The sequence below is a fragment of the Zobellella denitrificans genome (genome assembly GCF_002237365.1).
Lineage (GTDB): Bacteria > Pseudomonadota > Gammaproteobacteria > Enterobacterales > Aeromonadaceae > Oceanimonas > Oceanimonas denitrificans.
On record NZ_NMUO01000002.1, the window covers coordinates 1 to 23158 of the forward strand.

17 protein-coding genes are annotated in these 23158 nt (G+C 57.7%); 8 read left to right on the forward strand and 9 right to left on the reverse strand.

What is annotated here, in order from left to right; genetic code table 11:
* The first annotated feature begins 275 nt into the window (after nt 1-275).
* The 3 genes from CGX12_RS00640 (at nt 276) to purF (ending at nt 4074) form a co-directional block, all read left to right on the forward strand.
* A complete protein-coding gene (locus CGX12_RS00640; protein WP_094037963.1) occupies nt 276-1892 on the forward strand; it encodes an AbgT family transporter in 1617 nt (538 codons plus the stop codon).
* 152 nt (nt 1893-2044) lie between these two features.
* On the forward strand, nt 2045-2533 hold the full coding sequence (locus CGX12_RS00645) for a CvpA family protein (RefSeq protein ID WP_094038065.1): 489 nt from the start codon (nt 2045-2047) through the stop codon (nt 2531-2533).
* Nucleotides 2534-2553: 20 nt separating this feature from the next.
* Complete coding sequence (purF, locus tag CGX12_RS00650; RefSeq protein WP_094037964.1) at nt 2554-4074, forward strand: amidophosphoribosyltransferase; 1521 nt, start codon at nt 2554-2556, stop codon at nt 4072-4074.
* Between the two features lie 78 nt (nt 4075-4152).
* Here the strand turns inward: purF and CGX12_RS00655 are convergent, their stop codons facing one another.
* From CGX12_RS00655 to CGX12_RS00670, 4 genes are all read right to left on the reverse strand, one after another.
* Nucleotides 4153-4752: a Yip1 family protein gene (locus CGX12_RS00655; RefSeq protein ID WP_094037965.1), complete on the reverse strand. Its 600-nt coding sequence runs from the start codon at nt 4750-4752 to the stop codon at nt 4153-4155.
* Nucleotides 4753-4985: 233 nt separating this feature from the next.
* Entirely contained in the window at nt 4986-5633 is a 648-nt protein-coding gene (locus tag CGX12_RS00660; RefSeq protein ID WP_094037966.1) for a hypothetical protein, read from the reverse strand.
* A gap of 41 nt (nt 5634-5674) precedes the next feature.
* A complete protein-coding gene (locus tag CGX12_RS00665) occupies nt 5675-6448 on the reverse strand; it encodes an alpha/beta fold hydrolase (RefSeq protein WP_094037967.1) in 774 nt (257 codons plus the stop codon).
* A complete protein-coding gene (locus CGX12_RS00670; RefSeq protein WP_094037968.1) occupies nt 6445-7470 on the reverse strand; it encodes a DUF2817 domain-containing protein in 1026 nt (341 codons plus the stop codon). The genes CGX12_RS00665 and CGX12_RS00670 overlap by 4 nt, the downstream gene beginning before the upstream one ends.
* A 278-nt stretch (nt 7471-7748) precedes the next feature.
* Here CGX12_RS00670 and CGX12_RS00675 point away from each other — a divergent pair, with 278 nt between their 5' ends.
* Nucleotides 7749-10403, forward strand: a complete 2655-nt coding sequence (locus tag CGX12_RS00675; RefSeq protein ID WP_094037969.1) for an EAL domain-containing protein — start codon at nt 7749-7751, stop codon at nt 10401-10403.
* Between the two features lie 405 nt (nt 10404-10808).
* Here CGX12_RS00675 and CGX12_RS00680 read toward each other — a convergent pair whose 3' ends face one another.
* Both CGX12_RS00680 and CGX12_RS00685 read right to left on the reverse strand, forming a co-directional pair.
* Complete coding sequence (locus CGX12_RS00680) at nt 10809-12026, reverse strand: AAA family ATPase (RefSeq protein ID WP_094037970.1); 1218 nt, start codon at nt 12024-12026, stop codon at nt 10809-10811.
* Nucleotides 12027-12045: 19 nt separating this feature from the next.
* Nucleotides 12046-13143: an AAA family ATPase gene (locus CGX12_RS00685; RefSeq protein WP_094037971.1), complete on the reverse strand. Its 1098-nt coding sequence runs from the start codon at nt 13141-13143 to the stop codon at nt 12046-12048.
* A gap of 144 nt (nt 13144-13287) precedes the next feature.
* On the opposite strand from CGX12_RS00685, the gene CGX12_RS19775 reads away from it, so the two are divergent.
* Both CGX12_RS19775 and CGX12_RS20150 read left to right on the forward strand, forming a co-directional pair.
* Nucleotides 13288-13503 carry a hypothetical protein gene (locus tag CGX12_RS19775; protein WP_176441965.1) on the forward strand — a complete coding sequence of 72 codons (216 nt, stop codon included), beginning with the start codon at nt 13288-13290 and terminating at the stop codon, nt 13501-13503.
* Entirely contained in the window at nt 13473-13607 is a 135-nt protein-coding gene (locus CGX12_RS20150; RefSeq protein WP_254918172.1) for a hypothetical protein, read from the forward strand. The genes CGX12_RS19775 and CGX12_RS20150 overlap by 31 nt, the downstream gene beginning before the upstream one ends.
* 82 nt (nt 13608-13689) lie before the next feature.
* On the opposite strand, the gene CGX12_RS00695 is transcribed toward CGX12_RS20150, so the two are convergent.
* Nucleotides 13690-14394, reverse strand: a complete 705-nt coding sequence (locus CGX12_RS00695) for an ATP-binding protein (RefSeq protein WP_094037973.1) — start codon at nt 14392-14394, stop codon at nt 13690-13692.
* A 231-nt stretch (nt 14395-14625) separates the two neighbouring features.
* Here CGX12_RS00695 and CGX12_RS00700 point away from each other — a divergent pair, with 231 nt between their 5' ends.
* Both CGX12_RS00700 and CGX12_RS00705 read left to right on the forward strand, forming a co-directional pair.
* Nucleotides 14626-15696: an AAA family ATPase gene (locus tag CGX12_RS00700; RefSeq protein WP_094037974.1), complete on the forward strand. Its 1071-nt coding sequence runs from the start codon at nt 14626-14628 to the stop codon at nt 15694-15696.
* Nucleotides 15683-15985, forward strand: a complete 303-nt coding sequence (locus CGX12_RS00705; protein ID WP_094037975.1) for a hypothetical protein — start codon at nt 15683-15685, stop codon at nt 15983-15985. Before CGX12_RS00700 ends, CGX12_RS00705 begins: the two co-directional genes overlap by 14 nt.
* A 43-nt stretch (nt 15986-16028) precedes the next feature.
* Here CGX12_RS00705 and CGX12_RS00710 read toward each other — a convergent pair whose 3' ends face one another.
* Both CGX12_RS00710 and CGX12_RS00715 read right to left on the reverse strand, forming a co-directional pair.
* Nucleotides 16029-19904, reverse strand: coding sequence for a helicase-related protein (locus CGX12_RS00710; RefSeq protein ID WP_094037976.1), 3876 nt, complete (start codon nt 19902-19904; stop codon nt 16029-16031).
* Nucleotides 19905-19955: 51 nt separating this feature from the next.
* On the reverse strand, nt 19956-23156 hold the full coding sequence (locus CGX12_RS00715; RefSeq protein WP_094037977.1) for a DUF1156 domain-containing protein: 3201 nt from the start codon (nt 23154-23156) through the stop codon (nt 19956-19958).
* Between the last annotated feature and the right edge of the window lie 2 nt (nt 23157-23158).

Consider the following 23158-nt stretch of genomic DNA (forward strand, 5'->3'; position numbering starts at 1 on the left):
CCCGGGAGCGAAAGCCCCGTTGTCGGCGCAAGAGCCGAACAATCATCCGGCCATCCCGGTAACATTTCAGTTAATAGCTCTGGTTTTTTTAAACAAATTGGCATCATATTTTATTGATGACCGTGACGACATGTGTATAATCCGTCGCCTGTTCGATATGGTTTAGCATTTCCATTCGATATTAATTTAATTACTGGTTTTTTTATCTCTTAAATTATTGTTTTGTGGTTTCTTGGCCTGCTTTGGCCAGGGTGCTTATTGATGGAGAAAAAGACATGACGTCCCGTTCAACCGACTACAACGGCAGCCCGTCCGGAAATGACGCCCTGGCGCCGAAAAAAGGCGCCTTCACCCGCTTCCTCGATACCGTGGAATGGCTGGGCAACCTGCTGCCCCATCCCATCACCCTGTTCGCCATCTTCTGCGGCGTCATCCTGGTGGCCTCCGGCATCGCCGGCTACTTCGAGGTCAGCGTGGCCGATCCCCGGCCCGAAGGGGCGCCCGGCCGGGCCGCCGACGGCATGATCCAGGTGGTGAGCCTGCTCAACGCCGAGGGCCTGTCCCGCATCGTCAGCAGCCTGGTGACCAACTTCACCGGCTTCGCCCCGCTCGGCACCGTGCTGGTGGCCCTGCTGGGGGTTGGCATCGCCGAGCACTCCGGGCTGTTGTCCGCCACCATGCGCGCCCTGGTGATGAACGCCTCCAAGCGCATGGTCACCGTCACCATCGTCTTCGCCGGCATCGTCTCCAACACCGCCTCCGAGCTGGGCTATGTGGTGCTGATCCCGCTGGCGGCGATGATCTTCCACTCCCTGGGCCGCCATCCGCTGGCCGGCCTGGCCGCGGCCTTTGCCGGCGTGTCCGGTGGCTACAGCGCCAACCTGCTGCTGGGCACCGTGGATCCGCTGCTGTCGGGCATCACCCAGACCGCGGCCCGCATCATCGATCCCGACTATGTGGTGGGGCCCGAGGTGAACTGGTACTTCATGTTCGTCAGTACCTTCGTGATCTCCGCCCTGGGCGCCTTCGTCACCGAAAAAATCGTCGAGCCCAAGCTCGGCAAGTACAACAAGGACGACGCCGCCGCCGATCTCGATGCCGCCGACATGGGCAAGGTCACAGCGGCTGAAAAACGGGCGCTGAAAGGTGCCGGCCTGGCCGCCCTGATGGTCAGCGCCCTGCTGGCCCTGACCATAGTGCCGGAAGGCGGCATACTGCGTCACCCGGTTACCGGCGCCGTGGCCGGCTCGCCCTTCCTGCAGGGCATAGTGGTGTTCATCTTCGTGTTTTTCGCCATCCCCGGCTATGTCTACGGCCGCATGATGGGCTCCATGAAGAGCGATCGCGACGTGATCGACGCCATGTCGAAGAGCATGGGCTCGATGGGCATGTACATAGTGCTGGTGTTCTTCGCCGCCCAGTTCGTGGCCTTTTTCAGCTGGACCAACTTCGGCACCGTGATCGCGGTGCAGGGCGCCACCTTCCTGCAGAGCATCGGCCTGACCGGGCCGGTACTGATGCTGTGCTTTATCCTGCTGTGCGGCTTCATCAACCTGATGATCGGTTCCGCCTCCGCCCAGTGGGCGGTGACCGCGCCCATCTTCGTGCCCATGCTGATGCTGGTGGGCTATGCCCCCGAGGCCATACAGGCGGCCTACCGCATCGGGGATTCCACCACCAACATCATCACCCCCATGATGAGCTATTTCGGTCTGATCATGGCGGTGGCGGCCCGTTACCAGAAGAACATGGGCATCGGTACCCTGATGGCGATGATGCTGCCTTACTCCATCGTCTTCATGATCGGCTGGAGCGCGCTCTTCTACCTGTGGGTGTTCGTGTTCGGACTGCCGGTGGGCCCGGGTGCGGCCACCTTCTATAACGGTCTCTGATCCTTGCCGGGGCCCGGGATGACAAGATCCCGGGCCCCTCTTGCATCAGGGGATAGTTTGATGTTGAATGAAATTTATCCGCTTTTTCTTCGCCTTTTGCCGGGCTCCTTTGGTAGAATGCGCGGCAATTGAGAGGGCCCCGGCAATAAATGATGGTTTGGATAGACTACGCAATTCTCGGCATTATCGGCCTGTCGGCCCTCGTCAGCCTGGTCCGGGGCTTTGTGAAGGAGGCGATGTCGCTGGCCACCTGGGTCGCCGCCTTCTTCGTCGCCAGCCGCTTTTACGCCGATCTGGCGGTGCATCTCGATATCTCCGACCCGCTGTTCCGCAATGGCGCGGCCATTGCCATTTTGTTCGTATTGACCCTGATCCTGGGTGCCCTGGTCAACTACATCGTCGGTGAACTGGTCACCAAGACCGGCCTGTCCGGCACCGACCGGGTGCTGGGTGTCTGCTTCGGCGCCGTGCGGGGCGTCTTTATCGTGGCCGCCATGCTGCTGTTCATCGATACCATGACCGCCTTTCCGCAGAGTCAGTGGTGGCGCGACTCCCGCCTGATCCCGGAGTTTGGCATAGTGATCCAGTGGTTTTTCAGCCTGTTACAGAATTCATCCAGCTTTTTACCCCCCAAGCCATAGCGAGTTGAGGAAATTAGGACATGTGTGGGATTGTCGGTATTCAAGGCACGACCCCGGTAAATCAGGCGCTGTATGACGCCCTGACGGTACTTCAGCACAGAGGTCAGGATGCGGCCGGTATCGTCACCATTTCCGGTGACACCTTCCGCCAGCGCAAGGCCAACGGTCTGGTACGGGACGTATTTGAAGAGCGCCATATGGAGCGGCTCATCGGTAACGTGGGCATCGGCCATGTGCGTTATCCCACCGCCGGCAGCAGCAGCGTGGCCCAGGCCCAGCCGTTCTACGTGAACTCGCCCTTCGGCATCGCCCTGGCCCACAACGGCAACCTGACCAACGCCAAGGAGCTGAAGGAAGAGCAGTTCCGGGTGGCGCGCCGCCATATCAACACCACCTCCGACTCCGAGGTGCTGATCAACGTGCTGGCCCACGAGCTGGATCAGCAGACCCAGACGCTGCACCTGGAGCCTGATCATGTGTTCGCCGCCGTCGGCCGGGTACATGAGAAGGTGCGGGGCGCTTACGCCGTGGTGGCGGTGATCATCGGTCACGGCATGCTGGCGTTCCGGGATCCCAACGGCATTCGCCCGCTGGTGCTGGGCAAGCGTGATGCGGAAGACGGCGGCATCGAGTACATGGTGGCCTCCGAGAGCGTGGCCCTGGACGCGGTGGGCTTCAGCCTGATCCGCGACGTGGCGCCGGGCGAGGCGGTCTACATCACCGAGCAGGGCGAACTGTTCACCCAGCAGTGCGCCGCCGAACCCCAGCACCACTCCTGCATCTTCGAGTATGTCTATTTCGCCCGGCCCGACTCCTTTATCGACAAGGTATCGGTCTATGCCGCCCGGGTGCGCATGGGCCAGAAGCTGGGCGCCAAGATCGCCCGGGAATGGGAAGATCTGGACATCGACGTGGTGATCCCCATCCCGGAGACCTCCTGCGACATCGCCTTGGAGATCGCCCAGAACCTGAACATTCCCTACCGCCAGGGCTTTGTGAAGAACCGCTACATCGGCCGTACCTTCATCATGCCCGGCCAGCAGCAGCGCAAGCAGTCGGTGCGCCGCAAGCTGAACGCCATCCCCTCCGAATTTGCCGGCAAGAACGTGCTGCTGGTGGACGACTCCATCGTGCGCGGCACCACCTCCGAGCAGATCATCCAGATGGCCCGGGAGGCCGGCGCCAAGAAGGTGTATTTCGCCTCCGCCGCCCCGGAAATCCGCTTCCCCAACGTCTACGGCATCGACATGCCCACCGCCAACGAGCTGATCGCCTACGGCCGGGAAGTGGACGAGATCTGCAAGCTGATCGGTGCCGACGGCCTCATCTTCCAGGACCTGGAGGATCTGGAAGACGCGGTGCGCCACTTCAACCCGGAGCTGCGCCGGTTCGAGACCTCGGTGTTCACCGGGGAATACGTGACCCAGGACGTCAACCAGGAATACCTGGACGCGCTGAACGCCCTGCGCAACGACGGCGCCAAGCAGAAAGACAGCATCGACAACAGCCACCTGGAGATCTACAACGAAGGCCAACCCTGAGTGTAGTTATCCGGACAGCAAATATCCGGACAGCAAAAAGGGGTCGTCAGACCCCTTTTTTGTATCTGCCATTCGGCACTACTGGGTATAGATGGGCCCCAATCCCCAGCTCCAGACGATGACGGAGCCGACCATGATGCACACCAGCAGGATCAGGCCACACGTGACCACCGAGCTGGCATAGATAAAGCCGCGCTCTTCGGGAATGTGCATGATGATAGGGACGCCGGAATAGAGCAGGTAGACCGAGTAGGCCAGCCCCGCCAGGCCTACCAGCATCAGGAAGACGGGCTCGGGGTAGAGCACCGCCAGGCCGGTCATGAACAGGGGCGTGGCGGTGTAGGCCGCGAGCTCCATGCTCTGGGTGAAGCTCGGGTTGGCGCCGAAGGTCTTGGCCATCCAGAAGGTGAGGTAGGCCAGGGCGAAGACGCCGGCGATCAGGGTGAGGTACATGCCCACCGACATCACCAGGGCGCTCTGGGTGGTCAGCATGATGGTGTTGCTGGTACCAAAGTTCCAGCCGATGTAGGTGGCGGAAATAAAGGTACAGACCGCCGGTATCAGGGCGATAAACGCCAGATGCGTCAGGCTGTAGGTCAGGCTTTCGTGGTGGTGGTCTATGGTATGCCACTCTTCTTTGGGGTGTGCATACAGGCCCCAGATATGGTTCAGAATCATAGCGTTATCCCCTTAATTATCTTTGCCGCCCAGCGGCTGGCCCAAGGGTAAAAACCGCCTTACCGTTTTTACCTCTACCTAAGTTTGGTCGGACTCCGCGGAGCGTCAAGCCTGGTTACCGATAAACCACAATTTTGCAACCTGGCTCAAATAGTGGGGAAGAAGGCCTGTGCCCACTTCAGGGAACAACCGGGGCCCGGCTGCTCCCTGGCGCGGGAGCGGTAAGGAGCGATTCAGCCCTGGCCGGCTGGCGCCAGCACCCGAAAGTGGTCGAGGGAAAAATCCGGCCCCGAGGTCAGCATTTCCTGGCCGTCGGCTTTGTACCAGTGGTGCAACATCAGCCGGGCATCCCGCTCCAGGCCGAGATCGGCGCTGCCCGGATGGATGGCCACCCCGAAGGGAACGGCGGGGGTCTCGTCGTCGAAGAAGTCCCGGCAGGCGTCCTCGCCGGCAAACAGCAGGGAAACCGGGCGTTGCTCGGCACGCAGCAGTTGCTGCAGCCTTGCCTTCTGATCCCCTTCCCGGGTGCGGCGGTTGGCCAGCAGCACGCCGCAGCGGGCATGGAGGAAGTCGGCAAAGGCGAGGGGACTGACGCCGCTGTCGGCCAGCCAGGCGGCGATGGCCCAGCCCCGCTGGGGGCGGCCCGCGAGCAGGCTCAGCAACACTTCCATGCCGGGCTCCATTTTTGCCCAGTTCGCCACCAGCATGGCGACGTTGTCGGTTTCCCGGTAGTAGGGGGTCTCGGCACCCTTGCCGCCGACAGCCAGGCTCTGTGCGCCCAGCCGCAGGGCATAGGGGGTCCTGGCCACCACCAGCCGCAGCCGGCCGGCATCGGGTTGCAGTTGAAACTGTTGGATAAAGGCGGGCTGCCAGTCGTGCATGATGGTTCCGTCGGGTTAATGAATGGTAACCGGATTGTAACTCAAGTCGCGTCCGCTTGGCGCCCCTCCGTCAGCCAGTCGGCCAACTGCCGGCATACCCAGTCCGGCTCGTCCAGGGTCAGGTCATGGCCGGCATCCGGGTGGCGGCGCAGCGGCAGGCGCCAGGCCTCGGCCAGCGCCCGGCTGCAACGGGGGCTGACCAACCGGTCCGCCAGGCCGTTCAGCACCAGCGTGGGCACCGGAGGAGGTTGTGCGGGCGCTCGGTAGCGCAGGGCGGCGAGCAGCTGGCACAGGGTGCTGCGCCGGCTGGCGGGCAGCTCCCGGGCATAGCCGGCCCAGCGAGCGAGGAGATCCGGGTCGGTGGCGAAGCGCCGGCTGGTCAGGCGCAGTATGGTGGCTTCCTGGGCCTGCGGATCCCGCTGCCACAGCAGCCATTTCAGCAGGGGCCAGTAGGCGCGGGGCCTGAGCCGCTGGTAGAAGGGGCTGAATCCGGCGAGGCTGGTGTTGAGCAGCACCAGGCCGGCAACCTGTCGTGGATGCCGGCTGGCCCAGTCGATGGCGACCATGCCGCCCAGGGACAGGGCCAGCAGGTGAACCGGCCCCTGCCGCAACCAGGGATGCCAGCGCAGCCGCAACCGCTCCGTGATGCCGGCGATGGACAGGGGGCCGGGTTCGCCATGCTCGGCGCCGAAACCGGGCAGATCCGCCAGGAGCAGCTCGTCTTGCGGAAAATACTGCCGGAAGCGATCGGGGAAGTCTTCCCAGTGGCGTCGCTCTCGCATCAGCCCCCGCAGCAGTATCCAGCGCCTGGTCATCGTTGCTCCCCGTCGAACCACAGCCGGCGCGCTTCCTGCCGGAGCCGATCCCGCCGCGGCGCGTCCGGCAGCCAGAGGGCGTGACTTTCCACCGCCCGGGCCAGAAAGTCGATGAGGACAAGGTGGCGGCGCAGCACCCGCTGATGGCGATGGGGCTTGACCGGATTGAACAGGCCGGTCAGGCGCAGCAGTTGCAGGGGGTTTTTGCGCACCCACAGCCAGGAGCCCATTTCCAGGGTGAAGGAGAGGAAGATGCCGGGACTGTCCCTGTGTTGCAGGGTGAGATGATCCCAGAGGTCGCCATGGGTCATGTAGTGCAGCCACTGGGGCTCGATATCGTAGTAGTTGTGGTTGGGATAGGTGCTCAGGAACAGCTCCCGCAGGGCCATGGTTTCCGCCAGGCGGGGCGGCGGCGCCTTGCTGCCGGCAAAGGGAAACCAGAGCCTGTCCCGGTGGCCGTAGCCGGAATGGCAATCCAGCGCCAGGGCGAAGGGGCGACCGATCAGATGGCGCTCCACCGCCTGGCACAGGGCGGCGGCTTCCGGCTCCAGGGCTTGCCCTCGGTACCAGGGCAGCCGCCGGCTCAGGCGCTGGCCGCCCAGGGGCCAGGGGACCTTTTCGCTGGCCTCGACCGGGCTGTTGCGCATTAGATCCACGCCATGGACGTTGGCCCGGGTGCCCCTCAGCATGCCGACCGGGTTCACGACCGGCATAAACACCAGGCTGACCCGCTCCAGCAGGCTGTGGGTCAGGCCGGACCAGCGCAGGCTGGCGACCAGGGAATGCAGGTAGGCCAGCACCACGGCGCTGCCGATCCGCTCTATGCCGTGGACGCCGCCGAACAGCCCCAGGGCCGGGGCCCCGGCCGCACGGGTGCCGAGCCGGAGCAGTTGCAGCGGCAGTTGCTGGCCGGCGTATGGCAGCCAGCCCAGGGTTTCCAGCCGGGCCTGGGCGCCGGCACGTCGGGCCAGCTCGGCCAGTTCGTCGAGTTCGGGCAGCAGGAAAGGCGAGGGAGCCGGCATCGGGCCCTCCATGAAAGGGGACTCTCTCCAGTGTATGCAATAAAGCATGACGCTTTGAGGACAGGCGTTTCCTGATGGAACCAACCCCGGTTCCCGGAGGGCGTCGCCATCCTGGCCGGCAAGGCAGATGTCCATGACAAAATGATGACGGCCCGTGCTTTGTATGGGGATTAAATGTTACACTCCTACCGCTTTATTAGTAGCTGCTAAAAATAACCAGAAACCGTGTCGCAGACCGGACTCCGTCCATCTACCCTGTTGCCCCTACGCCATCGCTCATGCTGACAGCCATCATCGAACAAGCCATCCTCCTCCTTGCCCTGGGCTGGTTGCTGACCCTCAATATTCGCCGGGGGCAGCATTATCCCCGGCTGCTGATCCTGACTTCCGGTCTCTGGTTCGGTGTCATCGCCATCGTCTGCATGCTGATGCCCTTTACGGTAACGCCAGGGGTGCTGCTGGATGCGCGCAATACGGTGTTGTTCGTGGCCGGCCTTTTTGGTGGGCCCTTTTCCGGGGGAATGGCGCTGGCGATGGCCGGCGGCTTCCGGCTCTGGCTGGGCGGGGAAGGGGCCACACCCGGGCTGTTCAACCTGGCACTGGCGCTGGCGCTGGGACTGGGGATGCGCCATGCCCTCAGGCGGGGCTGGGCCCGGCTTGAGCTCTGGCATCTGTTGCCGGTGGTGGTGGTGCTGCACCTGACCACGGTGGCCTTGATCTCCTGGCTGCTGTCCCCCGCCGAGCGCGCCCTGCTGCAGCCGCTGATCGGCCCCTTCCTGCTGGTGATGGTGCCCCTGACCCTGATGCTGGTATTTATCCTTAAGGATGCGGAACAGCGCCGGCGGGAGCAGCTGGCCTTGCGTGCGAACGAGTCCCGGCTCAGGGCCATTACCGGCGCCTTGCCTGATCTGTTGTTTGTGATGAACGAGGAAGGACGCTGCCTGGAAGTGGCGGCGTCGGATCCCGGCCTGCTGTTTGCCGACGGGCCGGTGATCGGCAAAAGGGTGGACGATCTGTTCGCGCCCGAGCTGGCCGGTCGCTTTCTCGATTTTATCCGCCAGACCCTGCGGCAGAAAACCGTGAACACCCTGGTGTACGAGCTTGAAACCCGCAGCGGGCCGCGTACCTTCGAGTGCCGGGGCCAGGCCCTGGACGGCCGCCTGGGCGGCAAGCCGGCGGTGGTGCTGCTGAGCCGGGACATCAGCGCCCGGGTCAGGCATGAAACCGAGCTGCGCATCGCGGCCGTGGCCTTCGAGAGCTTCCAGGGCATGCTGGTGACCGACGCCCAGAACCGCATTCTCCGGGTGAACCGGGCCTTTACCGAGATCACCGGTTACAGCCCCGACGAGGTAATAGGCCGGACGCCCAACCTCTTCAGCTCCGGCAAGCACGGACCCGAATTCTACCGCCAGATGTGGCAGAGCATAGAGCGGCAGGGGCATTGGCAGGGGGAGATCCACAACAAGCGCAAGTCCGGCCATCTCTACCCCCAGTGGCTGTCCATCAGCGCGGTCAAGGATGCCAAGGGCCGGGTAAGCCATTATGTGGCCGCCATCAGCGATATCACCGAGCGCAAGCGGGACGCCGAGAAGATCAATCACCTCGCCTTCTACGACGCCCTCACCGGCCTGCCCAACCGGCGTCTGCTGGCAGAGCGGATCAAGCAGGCCCAGGCGGTGAGCAGCCGCGGCGGCAAGCTGGGTGCCCTGATATTCATCGATCTGGACAACTTCAAGGACATCAACGATCTCTGGGGGCTCCAGGTGGGTGACCAACTGCTGCAACAGGCGGCGCAACGGCTCAACAAGGTGGTCAGGGAAACGGATACCGTGGCCCGCCTGGGGGGCGACGAGTTCGTGGTATTGCTGGGGGATTTGGCCGAGGAGCCGACCCTGGCCGCGGCCCGGCTGGAGCAGATTGGCCACAAGCTGCTGGAAGTGCTTGAGCAGCCCTATGTGCACGAGGCCCATGTCCTGCGTGGCAGTGCCTGCCTGGGCCTGGTGACCCTGGACGATCACCGCCAGTCCGCCGATGAGTTGCTGCAACAGGCGGAGCTGGCCATGTATGAGGCCAAGGCGGCCGGCAAGGGCCGGCTGCGCTTTTTCGATCCCGTTATGCAGGAGGCGATTGCCCGCCGGCTGCGACTGGAAGAAGAGATCCTGCGGGGACTGGAGGCACGCCAGTTCTGCGTGTATTTCCAGCCCCAGTTCGATGAGCGGCAGAAGATGGTGGGCGCCGAAGCCCTGGTGCGCTGGCGCCATCCGGAGCGCGGCGTGCTGGCGCCGGGCGCCTTTATCGAAGTGGCCGATGCCGCCGGCCTGATGGATCGCCTCGATCGTATCGTGCTGTTGCGGGCCTGCGAACAGATGGCGCTGTGGGCCCGGCTGCCGGCGTTGAGCGGGGTGACGGTATCGGTCAACATCAGCGCCGCCCAGCTGTACCAGGACAGCTTTATCGACGATGTGCTGCAGGTGCTGGCGCAGACCGGAGCCGATCCGGCCAGACTCAAGCTGGAACTGACCGAGTCCATGCTGATCACCGACATGCCGAAGGCGACGGAGCGAATGCGGACCCTCAAGCAGCATGGCATCCGTTTTGCCATCGACGACTTCGGCACCGGTTATTCTTCGCTGCATTACCTGCAGCAACTGCCCCTGGATCAGCTGAAGATCGATCAGTCCTTCGTCCGGGCCTTGCCCGACGACGCCAACAGCCTCGGCATCATCCGGGCGATCATCGCCATGGCCGGCAGCCTGGGCCTGGAAGTCATCGCCGAAGGGGTGGAAAACCAGGCCCAGCGCGACCTGCTGCAGCAGAACGGTTGCCATCTCTACCAGGGCTACCTCTTCGCCCGGCCGGCCCCGGCGGAGGAGATAGCAGCGATGATGCCGTTGCACGAGGCGGAGCCTGAGGAAGTTGAACCGAGCGCCTGAGGCTGTATCCAACTGGCTGATTTTAAAATAAAAAAAAGCCGCCTTGCGGCGGCTTTTTAGGGTTTGGTGGAGCTGGCGTCATCTTAACAGTGATTTTAAGGTGATGATTTTATTGCTTTTACGAGATGTTAAACATTGAGGTGTAGCTATCGGTGTAGCTAAAAATCTGGTCACTTTTAACAGGGTTTAGCGCTGCCAAAGGCCATGAAAATAATTTTTTGCGCTGTGCTGAATGGCTAAAAAATGAACTCATTTGGCGCTTCTCTCATGAGCTGCAGTGTAGCAATACTTGCGTAAGTGATCACCCTGGTGCAAGCACATCCCAAGGCTTCTGCACTGCCCTTGCTTCATCTTTTACAGCAGCCCCTGGCGGTGTGCTTCTCTTCTGGCAAATGCTGGGGGATATTAATTCCGGTCTTCTGCAGATGGGCCAGTCCTTTTTGCCTCATCGGCATCAAAGCTGGGATCACTAAGCGCTTGGGTAGCCTCAGCCAGCACGTTTTCCGCTTCTCTGGAACGGGCGCTTGCCAAATCAAAGGCCTCACTGGTCAGCCAGCTTGAGGCATCACCCTGGCGTACAAAGGGCCGCTGCCGCAGTTTCACTTCGCCTTGCTCCAGGTCCAGATCAAACCAGGCGTCTTTTGCGGGGTCGAACACCGGCTCGACCGAGGCCATGATCAGCGGCGAGTGGGTAGCGGTGATCAATTGCACATCCGGGCGCTTGGTCAGCTTTTCCATTACCGACAACAGGGCCGGAATAATGCTGCGTTGCCAGCTGGGATGCAGGTGCGACTCCACTTCGTCGATCAGGAACACCACCTGGTGAGTGGGCTCTTCCTGCAGCAGGTCTGCTGCTTTGCGGTGTTCTTCCCAGGCCCAGACCAGAAAATAGGCCAGGGCAATCACTCGGCGAATACCAGAGGAAGCATGCACTACCGGCACATCCTGGCCATAGAGCATGCGAATAGTGGGAATATCGCGGGCTTCATCCAGGCTGATGCGGGTCAGTTCGCCCGGCTGCAGCACTTCCTTGTCGGAAGGGGACAATACCTTCAGCACCTGCACCAGTTGCTTGAACGCCGCCCCTTTTTCCTTTTGCCAACTGGCCCAGTCCTGAATCAGGCCATTGCAGAGCACGGTGCCATCATCGGCCTTGAGCCCCTGCCAGACTTCATCGGGTGCAAACACATAGGCAGGGCGGCGCTCTTGTATGTCTACGCCATTGCGGGTTTGCCAGTAGTTGCGGGCCGGATCCCATACGGCAAAGCTGCCGTCGGTCATAGCATATAGCACCAGCCCAGGGTTGGCCGGGCGGCCGGCGTTACCGGTCCAGGCTTGTTCCCGGCGCTCATAACTGCTCTCGTAGCTGACGTCTTTCACCTTGCCCGAAAAGGAAAAGCTGATGGCCGACTCGCCTTTGTGTCGGGGCTGCACCTTTTTGCCTATCGTCAGTTTGGGGTTGATCTCGGACGGCCATTTGCGGGTCATCGACCACCAGGCTATATCCAGCAAAAAACTTTTGCCCAGACCGTTGTCCCCGGTGATCAGATTCAGGCGCTTGCCAAACTCAAGCGCCATGGCGGGAGCCGGGCCGACATTGGTCAGTTTCAGTTCTTTAATCATGATCAGACTTGTTGCTCCGTTATGGTCTTCCGCCCAACACATTTTTCTCCCAGAGTTCGCCTACCGAGTAGTCTTCCAGCCAGGGCTCAAACTCTTGGGCATCCAGGCGCTTGAACACTGAAGCGCCTTGCGTCAGCTCCACCACGATCAGATCCGCGATGGAAAAATGATTGAGCAGTGGTGACGATTGGGTGGCCACAATTACCTGGGTGTGGGTTGCGGCCTGGTGAATAAGCTCAGCCAGGATCACCATGGCTGTGGGGTGCAATCCCAGTTCCGGTTCGTCAATGATAATGGCGGTGGGAGGCTTGGGCTGTATCAGTGCGGTTACCAGGCAAATAAAGCGAATGGCGCTGTTCGACAGCTGGCTTGGCCACAGCGCATAGTCATTGTTTTTTTGCCTCCAGAGCAGGCGTATTTGCTGCTCTTCGGTGGCCAGTGTTTCGGGTTTGAGCACAAAGTCATCAAAAAACGGGATGGCCAGGCGCACTATTTTGCAGATCCGGCGATACACCACCGGTGCTTCCTGCTGCAGCCGGTAGAGAAAAGCGGCCAGGTTAGCGGCATCCTCGCGCAGATGCTCGTTGTCGTGAAGAGCACAGGGGAGCTTAACCCCGGCGGTATCGCTGGTATCGTGAAAGTGATAGACCTGCCAGCCGGAGATAGCGTTAAAGCAGTCGCCGGCTATCTTCTGCAGGCTCCCCTGTTCCCTTGCCTTGCGCAGCTTGGCCTCGACATGCCCTTCACCCAGCCCTGGCAGGGTAATGCCATCAACAGGGTCGTCAACATAGAGCTGCTCCCGGGCAAAGGTAAAGGCGCCATCCGCGGCGGGCTTTAGCACGATGTCGTAGCCACTGGCACCAAAGCGAATGGCGGTGGTGAGCGCCGAGGTTTCCTTGATGCCGTAGCTGAGCACGCGCTCGGCCCCGCCTTGCTTGCTGGTCCATAGTTGCAGGCGGCCCTTAACCAGCTCGGGCAACATACGGAAGTAGGCCACAAAGTTGCTTTTGCCTGCGCCGTTGGCGCCAATCAACACATTAAGCGAGCCCAGCGGTAGCTGCTCCAGATGACGAATGGACTTGAAACCGCTGATCGACAGATGCTTGATTGCACTCATTTGGCTACCCGGTGGCTGTTGCATGTCTGATTATGCCTGATCTCCGCTGCTCATGCTTTGGCCCTGTTGCTGGGATAAGTGGCAATTTAGTTACTTTTATTCATCATGGATAATTATTGCTGACACATAAAAATGGCTAAAAGCATGAGCACAGTCTATCTGCGCCCCGAACTGGCTGAACAAATGGCCAGCCAACTACTGAATCCCGGTGTGCTGGACGAAGGGCTGCGCTCCGGACTGTTCTTGTTCGGCATGCGCCGCACCGGCAAGACCACTATTCGGCCGATGCCGCCGCCGATTATGCCAGCCGGCTGGGAAGGGAGGTCAAGGTGGAAGAAATCCAGCCCGTGCTCAACGTGATGGTGGCGGAAAACCTGGTGATGCGCACCGGCCACGGGGTGTACTCGGTGGCCGATCCCTTTGTGCAGGAGATTTGGCGTGAGCGGCTGGACTTGTTGTGGTAATCACCAGGAAAAGGGGGTGGAGTATTAAAATCTTGGGTGCATGCCAGCGCTAACCCGAGGTACTTATCAGTGCCCCCTTGCGTCAGGGGGCGACCTCGAAAAACTCGAACAGGCGCTCGGCGTAAGGCTTGGCATTGCCCACCCTGGCCTGCAAACGGGGCAGACCGGTGCCGATAATCAGCAAGGGCAAGCGGTCTTGCGCGCAGCGGTGCAGGGCACTGAGTAAAGCCTGTAGCTCCACTTCCGGCATATCCTGCAGTTCGTCAATGTACATCACCAGGGCCGTTTGGGCTGCTCTGGCCGCCATTCCCACCTGCTCCAGCAGAGCCGTCAAATCTCCCTCCAAGTCCCCGTTGTCGGCCAGGCCCGGCTCGGGCGCTAAATCCAGGCCTACTTCAATATCACCAAACCTGGTGTTGAGGGCGGTGGCAAAGCCCGCCAGCGCCCTAAGCCCTTGCTGGGCGGACTCCTTTGCTGGACCTACCTGGATCAGCCGCAACAGGGCCAGGCGCAGTTGGGGAGCCAGCAAGGCAGGCAGGGAGCGGCTTTCCGGTGTTTCGATACGAAGGAGGTGAATGCCTGCTTTCTCGGCATCCAGCTTTAGCTGCCCCAACAACTGGTTTTTATCTATGCCGCTCGGCTCCAGCAAAATCATGCTCTTGGCGGGGCGTCCCAGCCGTAGGCGGGCAATGGCGACGCGCACCGCTTCCCGCAATGCCTCCCGGCCGGCCAACTCCGGCGGCGGGGTGACAATGCCCGGTGCATCAGGGTGGGTGATAGGCGCCATTGTTGTGGCCTTACTCTGGTTGATGGTGTTTGATAGCTTTAGGCAAACCGGTCACAAAAGCAAAGCCGGCAACTGCCGCGGCGGTGCAGATTTTTGCATCACCTGGTGTCTCTGCCGTGGCTGCCCACCGTGGGCCGAAATACACAAATGTGTTAGAGTCTGCTGCCCGGTTGTTACGGGCGATTTATCACTCAGCCATTTGCCTTGGTGCGGCATTTTAGCGGGAAAAGCATGAAGTTAACCAAACTACATCTGCAGAACTACAGGCGATTTGAAGACTTCGAGATTGAGCTTCATCCCGAGCTGACGGTGATTGCCGCACGTAATGGCCAGGGTAAAACAACGGTGCTGGAGGCCATTGCCGCGGCTTTAGGCCCCTTTGTGGGCGCCTTTGACATGGGGAAATCGCAGCAGATAGCCCGTACCGATGCCCGCTTCAGCGTGGTTGGTAACGGTTTTGAAAACGAGCAAAACTTCCCTGTGATTATTCAGGCAAAAGCCGATAATCCCGCCATACAGTGGCAGCGTGCGCTGAATAGCCCCAAGGGCCGTACCACAACCAAAGAGGCCGCACCACTGGCCGACTGGGGCAAGGAACTGCAGTCACAAATACGGGAAAACCCCAACACAGAGCTGCCGGTGGTGGCTTACTACCCCTCAAGCCGGCTGTGGGTGAACCACAAGGATGTGTCGGGCAAGTCCACTATCACTGGCAGCCGCAGCCTGGGGTATGAAGACTGCCTAACTTCATCTTCCAGCTTTAAACAAATGCAGAAATGGGTTCAGGATGCCACCCGTTCAGTTCAGCAGGAAACCGAGTTTAAAGGTTACAAAAATTCCAACTTAAAGCCCCGGCTGGACGGTATACGACAAGCGGTAAACCAGGCCATGAAGGAGGAAGGCTGGAGCGAGTTTCATTACAGCTTTGCTCATGGCGAACTGGTGATGTGGCATGCGGATCATGGTCTGTTGCCGGTAAGTTTGTTGAGTGACGGTGTTCGCGCCATGATCTCTCTGGTGGCAGATATCGCGTTCCGTTGTGCTCGCCTAAACGGCCATCTAAATGAGCAAGCACCTGAGTTGACCCCAGGTATTGTGCTGATTGATGAGGTGGACTTACACCTGCACCCGGCCTGGCAACAGCGTGTGATTAACTCGTTGCGTAGCGCCTTTCCGAACATTCAGTTCATTGTAAGTACCCATAGCCCACAAGTGCTGTCGTCGGTTCATAAAGAGAGTGTCAGTATTTTGGCTGAAGATGAGTTGCAGAAAAATAATCTGAGTTGTTATGAAACTACTTAATACCTACGAAGACAGAGAGGAAGCCGAGCTGGCGCTGACCAAAATTAGCGGTGAAAAGCGCCTGGCCAGTGAACGCGACAGTACCGAGGTTATCTATAACCTGTTCGGCCAGCCCACTTGGGGTAATTTTTACAAACTGAATATGTTCAACCTTCATGAGCTGCAAGAGATTGTAAGTCGGCGGCAGCAAGGGCTTGAGTTTGATGAAAAAAAGCACCGTGAGATGCTCACGATGCTGGAATATGTTGCCAGGAGCTTTGAGATCGCCATTCCAGAGCATTGGCGATGATAATATAGAGTGTGGCAGCCCTGTATAGGTCTGCCTCACTTGGCTATCTTTCTATTTTTATTTGCTCTCCAACCCAGTTTTCAAGGCGCTTTAATACTGCGTCAACCTTCAGTTCACTCATTTTTCCTTTAGTGCCACGCGCCTCGCGTTCGGCATGCTCCACTGCCGGCATCATCATCAGCGGGTTAAGTGGTAACGTTGTTTTTCCACCTACTTGATGTACTGGTGAAAACAAAGTTGCCTGGTTTGTACTTTCAGCATGAGCAGTGAAGTTGGATAGTACAGGTATAGGCTTGGTCCACAGTGCCGCGTCGCGCATCATTCTGTACGACACAGCATCTTTCTGGGCTTGAGCATGAGCATCTTTAAACAGATCCAGTCCTTTATAGCTGGCGGCACTTTCCATCAAGCCATAGGCTGAGCAGCCCAAAATAACGGCACTATGTTTACCTGCATCAGTCATCAGCTTTTCAGCGTGCTGAGTTCGTTGATGCATGGCAATAACCGGATCTTGTAACTTCTGGCTAAGTAACGAGAGTTCAGCCTCTGTGAGTGGTGGCTGTGTTATATCGAGCTGTTCAGGAATATGCTTATAAGCACTGATAGTTATTTGGCTGTTACTTTCGTTTAGAGCGTAAGCGACTATGGGCTTATTGCCATAGATGGTCGCCTCCAGCCTGTTAATACATGCTGGTAATGCGTATTGGGTGAAGCTCTCAACAAGTGCATCGAACCAGGGCTCACCATAAGTTGCAAACACCAGCGTACGCTTGTCATCGTCTGGAAGGCCAGTCTCAAATAGCTCACGGGATACAGTAAACAGCATTTGGCTGGGCACACCAGGCACGCCGTTTATTTCAATGGCATCGCCTTTGTCGAAGTGCTCAATTTTGGAGCCTTGTTGTTTAAGGTAGTTTGAGGTGGTTAGAGCATGCCAGATGTCGCTCAAACGAACTGGTATTAGATCGTCTTCATGTCGCTTTTTCTCCCGCTGATAAATAGCATAAAGTTTTTGTGAGTCTTGCTCTGTGCGCTTGGCATACTCAATGGCTTTTTTGGCTCGTTCCTCTGCCAGGACCTGTAGCTCTTCTTCGGTAATCTCCTTGTCGGCAAGTCGCCTGAACTCTTCTTCTGTTACTGGAATTAAGGATATTTGCTGAGTGCCTACAATCAGGTTAGCGGCTTGCAAACGGTCAAGTAGCCTTCCATAAACGCTTTCTTCAACAGATCCCTGATAGCAAAGGTTGAATACACTGATGCTTGAGTAGCGTTGGCCTATACGGTCAATGCGGCCAATTCGCTGTTCAACCAACATAGGGTTCCAGGGTAAGTCGAAGTTGATAAGCAGGTCACTGGTTTGCAGGTTCAAGCCTTCTGCTGCAGCATCAGTACAAATCAGTACGTCAATTTTGTCTTGCAGAAAACGGTGTTTAATATCGTTACGCTCAGCACCTACCATCTTTCCAGCTTGAGCATCATAATAGCGACCACCATCGCCAGAGTAGGTGCCAACCAACATATTGGGCATTTTCACCTGCAAGGCCTCCACCAAATGGTTCATGGTGTCGGCATAGCGAGTGAATACAACCATTTGCTTGATGCGGTTTCCGCTTTGTCGCTCTTCAATAAACTCAAGCAATTTTTCGGTTTTCTTGGGCAGGTAAGCGCGATCCGGGAACAGCAGCAAGAGTTGCTGCAAACGAATCTGCTCCCACTCCAAGTCTTCCACATTCCGATTCTTCAGCGCCAGATCCAGGGCTTCATCTTCAATTTCCAGCAGATCCCAGTCGATGGGGCCTTCGGTAATGTACATACCTTTTCTGTCGGCCAGGCTGTAAAGCTCGGTAATGGTGGCTTCAACCTTTTCCAGACGACGCTGAAGAGTAAGGTTCAATGAGTGCAGGCTGGATGCAAAGCGAAGACGGAGCAAGGTAAGGTAAAAGCCTACGGCAAAGCGAGCCTTGCGCTGATTCTCTTCGGTTTGGCTCTTCTGCAGTTCGGCAATCTTTTTAGCCAGGTCTACGCAGTAGTTCTCAAGCTCATCGTAGATCAGCTGTTCTTTGCCCTTCGACATATCAACTGTTTTCAAATACACATAACGAGTGGCCAAATTAGCGTTCAGCTCTCCTCGCTTACGATATTCTTCCAGTAGGCTACGGGTATGGCGCAACATCACCCTGGAAAGAGGCGCAGCCGCAAAAAGCACCGGCAAAATAAAGCGCTCCATCATGGCTGCTGGAATTTTGTACTTAGGTTGGTTAAGCCATGGTGTGATTTGACCTCTAGCGGCAGGATCAGCCACGTTCTCCATCAGGTGTTGCCATAGCAAGGGATCGCTTCTTTCAATGGCGGCCAGGTTATCACGCAGAAAATCCAGCTCATACTGCAGCAGTTGCTGGCGATCGCGAATCTTGTTGAGCACATCGTAGTAGGCATCGATATAGCCGGGAGTACGATACAAGGCTCCGGCATGGGGCATCATGCGGACCAGATCTGCGACTTCTACCGGATGGATCTGCATGGGCGTTGCTGTGGCCAGCAATAAGTTTTGGCAGCTAGGGTAAAACTTGTCGCGAATTGAGCGGTAAAAATGACCAAAATCGGCAGGCCTGTCGGGCTGGCTGGGGTTACGGCGACGCGCCTTATGGGCTTCATCCACCAGGATCACATCCTTGGCCGGCACCGTATTTTTGTTGTTACGGTAAAACAGCCCGGTCGAGACAATCAGCAGTTCAGGCTCATAAGCCAAGCCTTGCCTGTCCTTAACATGGGCTCCGGTGACCAGGTCGATGTGCTCATGCTTTTTGGTTGCCGAATCAAGTCGCATGAAGGGAAGGTAAAACTTCTCCGACATTTCGGTGAGCCACTGGCGGGTGAGGCTGGCTGGAGCGGCAATCATGATGCTACGGGCAACCTGAGACAGCTTAAGGGATCGAAAAATCAGGCCGGCCTCAATGGTTTTACCCAAGCCAACTTCATCACACAGCATATGGTTGGCCGGCCAGCGCTCCAGCACGCGGCGCGCCACCACCCGCTGATGTGGCCAGGGCTCTACCGGGGCGGTTTCCATGCCCACAAACAGGCCGTTGGGCATTAGGGGGGCGTCTTTAATTACATGCCAACGCAACAGCTCTTCGGCGGAAGGTGTGCTCTGAGTTATTTCAACGGCCTTGCTGCCGTCTACTTCAACCAGACGCCGCAGGTTTTTGGATAAGTTAACCAGCTGCTTGGTAATGGCTTCCGGCAAAGAAAAAGTCTTAATGGCCGGATGCTCGCCTCGCCAGATTTGCTCAAAGGTTTGTATTTTTTTGGCTACCAGCTGAGCATTTTCCTCATTGGTCCAGGGGCGGCGTAACTCCAGATTTTCGGCATTAATCTGCAGGGCTGTTTTCGACTCATTCAGGCTGCCCGATACATAGAGGCTGTCGTTATCATCGGAAAAAATAGCCCATTTTTCGTGGACATAGCCATCTACAGTGGAGTCAAACGCCAGAGGTTCGCCGGTTATGATGTGCTTGCGTACACTTACGCGGATTTCCAGGTGGCCATGGGCTACCATCCAGGCCAACAGTTCAACGCCACGTTGCACTTGCTCTGGCCACTGGCTGGGCTGGGCCAGCTCACCTACCAATGCCTGCTCCAGGCGCTGTCGGTCACCCCTTAAAATGGCTTCGGCATCCTGCTCATGCAAATCGGCACCAACAATAAAGCGCGCCTTGCCGCCCTGGTTTACAAACTGGGAAAACCCCTGAGAGGCAATGGCCAGTGAGGATGAGCTGAAGTAGCCGGCAACGCGATCGTAACGGCTGGCATGTTGTAAGGCTGGAATATAAAAGTCGTGCAGAATATTAACGACACTGCCGTCATCTTTAAGATCAGAAGTACTGTAGCTTAATTCCCAGGGATAGCTTCGTAGCACGAGAAAACTCCTTGTAAAAAAGGCTCGCCTGGCGAGCCTTTTACTTATTGCTTAATCGTTCAGCTCAAAGAGCAGGCTTTCGGCTTGCTCTCTCAGTTTATCGTTATCCACTTCTTCCGCCCACACCGCCAGCAGACCGCGCACCAGGTGCTGCTGCTCTTCGGCTTTGCTGGCCAGGTAGTTGCGTGCCTGTACTATGCCGCCTTGTTCATAGGCAGCCAGGGTGCCGTGCAATTGGTCCCACAGGGTGAGTGGGTTTTCCAGCCGTTGAGCCGCGCGTTCGTTAAGGGGAACCAGGCGAAGCTTTGAGCCTTTGCGAACCAAAGGCGCGTGCCAGCCGTCTACATCCCGTGCTGCCTTGGCGGCACCGCGCCGGTGCTCTTCGGTATTGTAGCCAACCAGCGCCTCACCGGGGCGATAACCGGCGGGCTTGCTTTCCAGCGTAACCTTGAGTGAACGAGTCAGGTTGAGGGCATCGTCAAAGTCAAAGTCGCCATGGCCCCATAGTCCCAGTGCCATCACAGCCATGGCGGTTTCGGAGTCGAGATCTTCCACTGCAATGCGGCCATGGGTAATGCGGCTTACTTCATTACGCGATACCACCTGGGCGGCTTCCTGCATGGCACGAGCCGGGGTAACCTGCTCGGCATCGTCCATTACCGGCCAGTTTTCCGACAACACCTTTAAGGCTCGGCCATAGGAGGCCACCATGCGGTCTACCGGATTAAGCTTGAGCGCTTCAAACTCGGCCAGGGCCTGCAGCACCTCGGTTTCAATCTGTTTTTGTACCGGATTAAAGCCCATGCGCCAGAAGGAAACATCATCTTCATCACGCTCTGCTTTGCGGCAGGTAATGAAAATGGAGGAAGCGGCGGCGGCCATGTCCTTTTGGTGGGTTGAATGCTGAGACTCAGAGTCTACCGGAATGGCAGAGGTGATCACCCAACCGGTTTTAATCAAGGACTGGGTCAAGGCTTCCCAGGCATCCTGCGCCTTGTGGGTAAACATTAGCGTCATCACGCCGTCGTCTTTCAGTACTCGCAGGCATTCACCAAAAATACCGGCCATGCGATCCTCATAAGCCTGGGTTGCTGCCTTACCATCTCGGCTCTCATTCGCCACGGCCTCGGCGGATTTCTCGGTGACGCTGCGATTAAAATAACCTGGGTAGAGGTCGGCCAGGGTGCGTTTTTGCCAGACGTAATAATAGTCCGACAGTTCGGAGTATTGCACGTTGTTGTAGTAAGGGGGATCAAAGCAGACCAGATCAACCGTCTTGTCGGCCACGGCGCTCATTTGGCCACCGCTGCCGTTAATCACTTGTACCGGTACTTTGCCGCCGTGGGCTGCTTTTACATCCTTAACCAGCTCGGCAATCCCCTTATAAGCATCCAGCACCTGAGACAGACCCCAGCGGGCACCGGAGTTGGGACCGCTGTAAACCATTTCGCCAAAGGTCCATTTAAGAGAAAAATCATGGCGGCCGAAAGTACCAACCATTACTCCTCGGCTAAAGTGCCAGCGAGTCTGTTTGGAGTTATAGTCCACCATTTTATCAATGGCGAACTGCAGATAGGTGATAACTGCCTTGCCCTTGTCTTCACCTAGTTCGGCCAAGATCTGTGGTTTAAGGCGATTCAGCTCCTGAATCTGAGTGATATGGCCGATTATCTGGCGCGGCAGGAATAGATTATTCCAATTGTTGGAGCCATATCTTATCAGTTCGCTGGTTTTGGAACCCTGCGGAATCTTATCTGTCGGGAGCAACCCTTCAATTTCCCAGTCCAGCCTGTGTTCTTCCAGATATGCTTCTGCGGCCGCCAGGGCCGCCAGGTCGGCCTGGTTAGGGGCGCGGAAATAACGCACCTTTTTGGTTTTAATCTGTCCCTTGTTGGGACCGGAAGCGATGCGCTCTACTTGGCCATTCTTTAACTTTGGTTCCAGACGCTGAGCAACGATGGCAAACAGGCGATCCTGCCATTTGCCATGCTCAGAAGTGCCGCAAGCCTGGGCCTTGATTTCATCACCACTAATTGCCTGATGACAATGGATACACTGACCGTTGGCTCGAGTTACAGTGGCGTTATCTGGGTTTTCTCCGTTCGGTCCTTTACCAGCTACAACTCGATAGGGATGGAATGACACAGTTTTATCGAGGTTTGTTTTAACAGCTATCCCCCATTGCTCACCTTCTTTTGAAAGCCACATGGAATTTAATAATGGAGCATCACCACCACAATGAGGACAAGTCACCTGGCGGCAGTAAAGCAAACCCTGGTGGTCATTTTCCGTATCGTATTCAGATAACAATGACGGTTCTGTTTCTAGGAGGCTTTTTAAGTTATCCAGCTGCTCGCCTTCGAGCTTGGAAAATGGTGTAAATTGAGCCATTTCGGACTCAACTTTATTCAGTAGCCGCTCCCCCCAATGCTTAATGTCATGATAAAGCTCTGGTCCAAACTTGGCTGGGTACTCCAGAGTTGCATGCAGAATGGTGGTGGCGACAGGATTAAGCTCATTGGCAATTACATTATGCCCAAGACGTAATGCCTCAAAAGGAATAGAGCCGCCACCCGATGTAGGATCGAGTACAGTCAAACCACTGGCAGTGGGGGCATGATCGTTTAGATAGGCTCGGGAGTAGCCATACAAGTCTTCTGCATCCCATTTGATGGCCGAGCCGAGAATTTTCTTAACAGCCGCGAGCTTGGCAAAGGCTATCTTGTCATTGACTTCTGCCGGATTGGCCGGAATCCGTATGACTTCGAGTTTACCTTGACCAGACAGGTTGGTATCAAAATCAACAGACTCGGAGGCCCAAAGGCGAACCACAGCATGCTTGGCCAGTTTGGCATCGGTACACAGCTTATCGATAACCTGACGATTTTTTTGGCGACGCAGTTTTTCCTTTGCCAATGCATTGAGCACTGGCGTCGTGATGGGAAGGCGTTCATTGCCGATATTTCCTTCAACGCGCGTCAGTATCGAGCCTGTTAGTACCCAGGGTACACCGTTCACCATGGCAACCTGTTTTTCTATACCCAGATCCTGAATAAAGGTATCCACATTTGTATCGGCTGGCAGTAAGGAGCCGGAAATAGCTGCTCGGCTGGGCGTAAGTGGCCGCCGTGCCCACCAGACGTGCAAAAAATACAGCGGAGGCAATGCAGAGCTGGCTCCCCGCTCACGTTGTGTTTCGGCCCCTACTTGATGGCAGGGAAAGCCAGCTTCAATCAAACGTTTATCTGTCATGG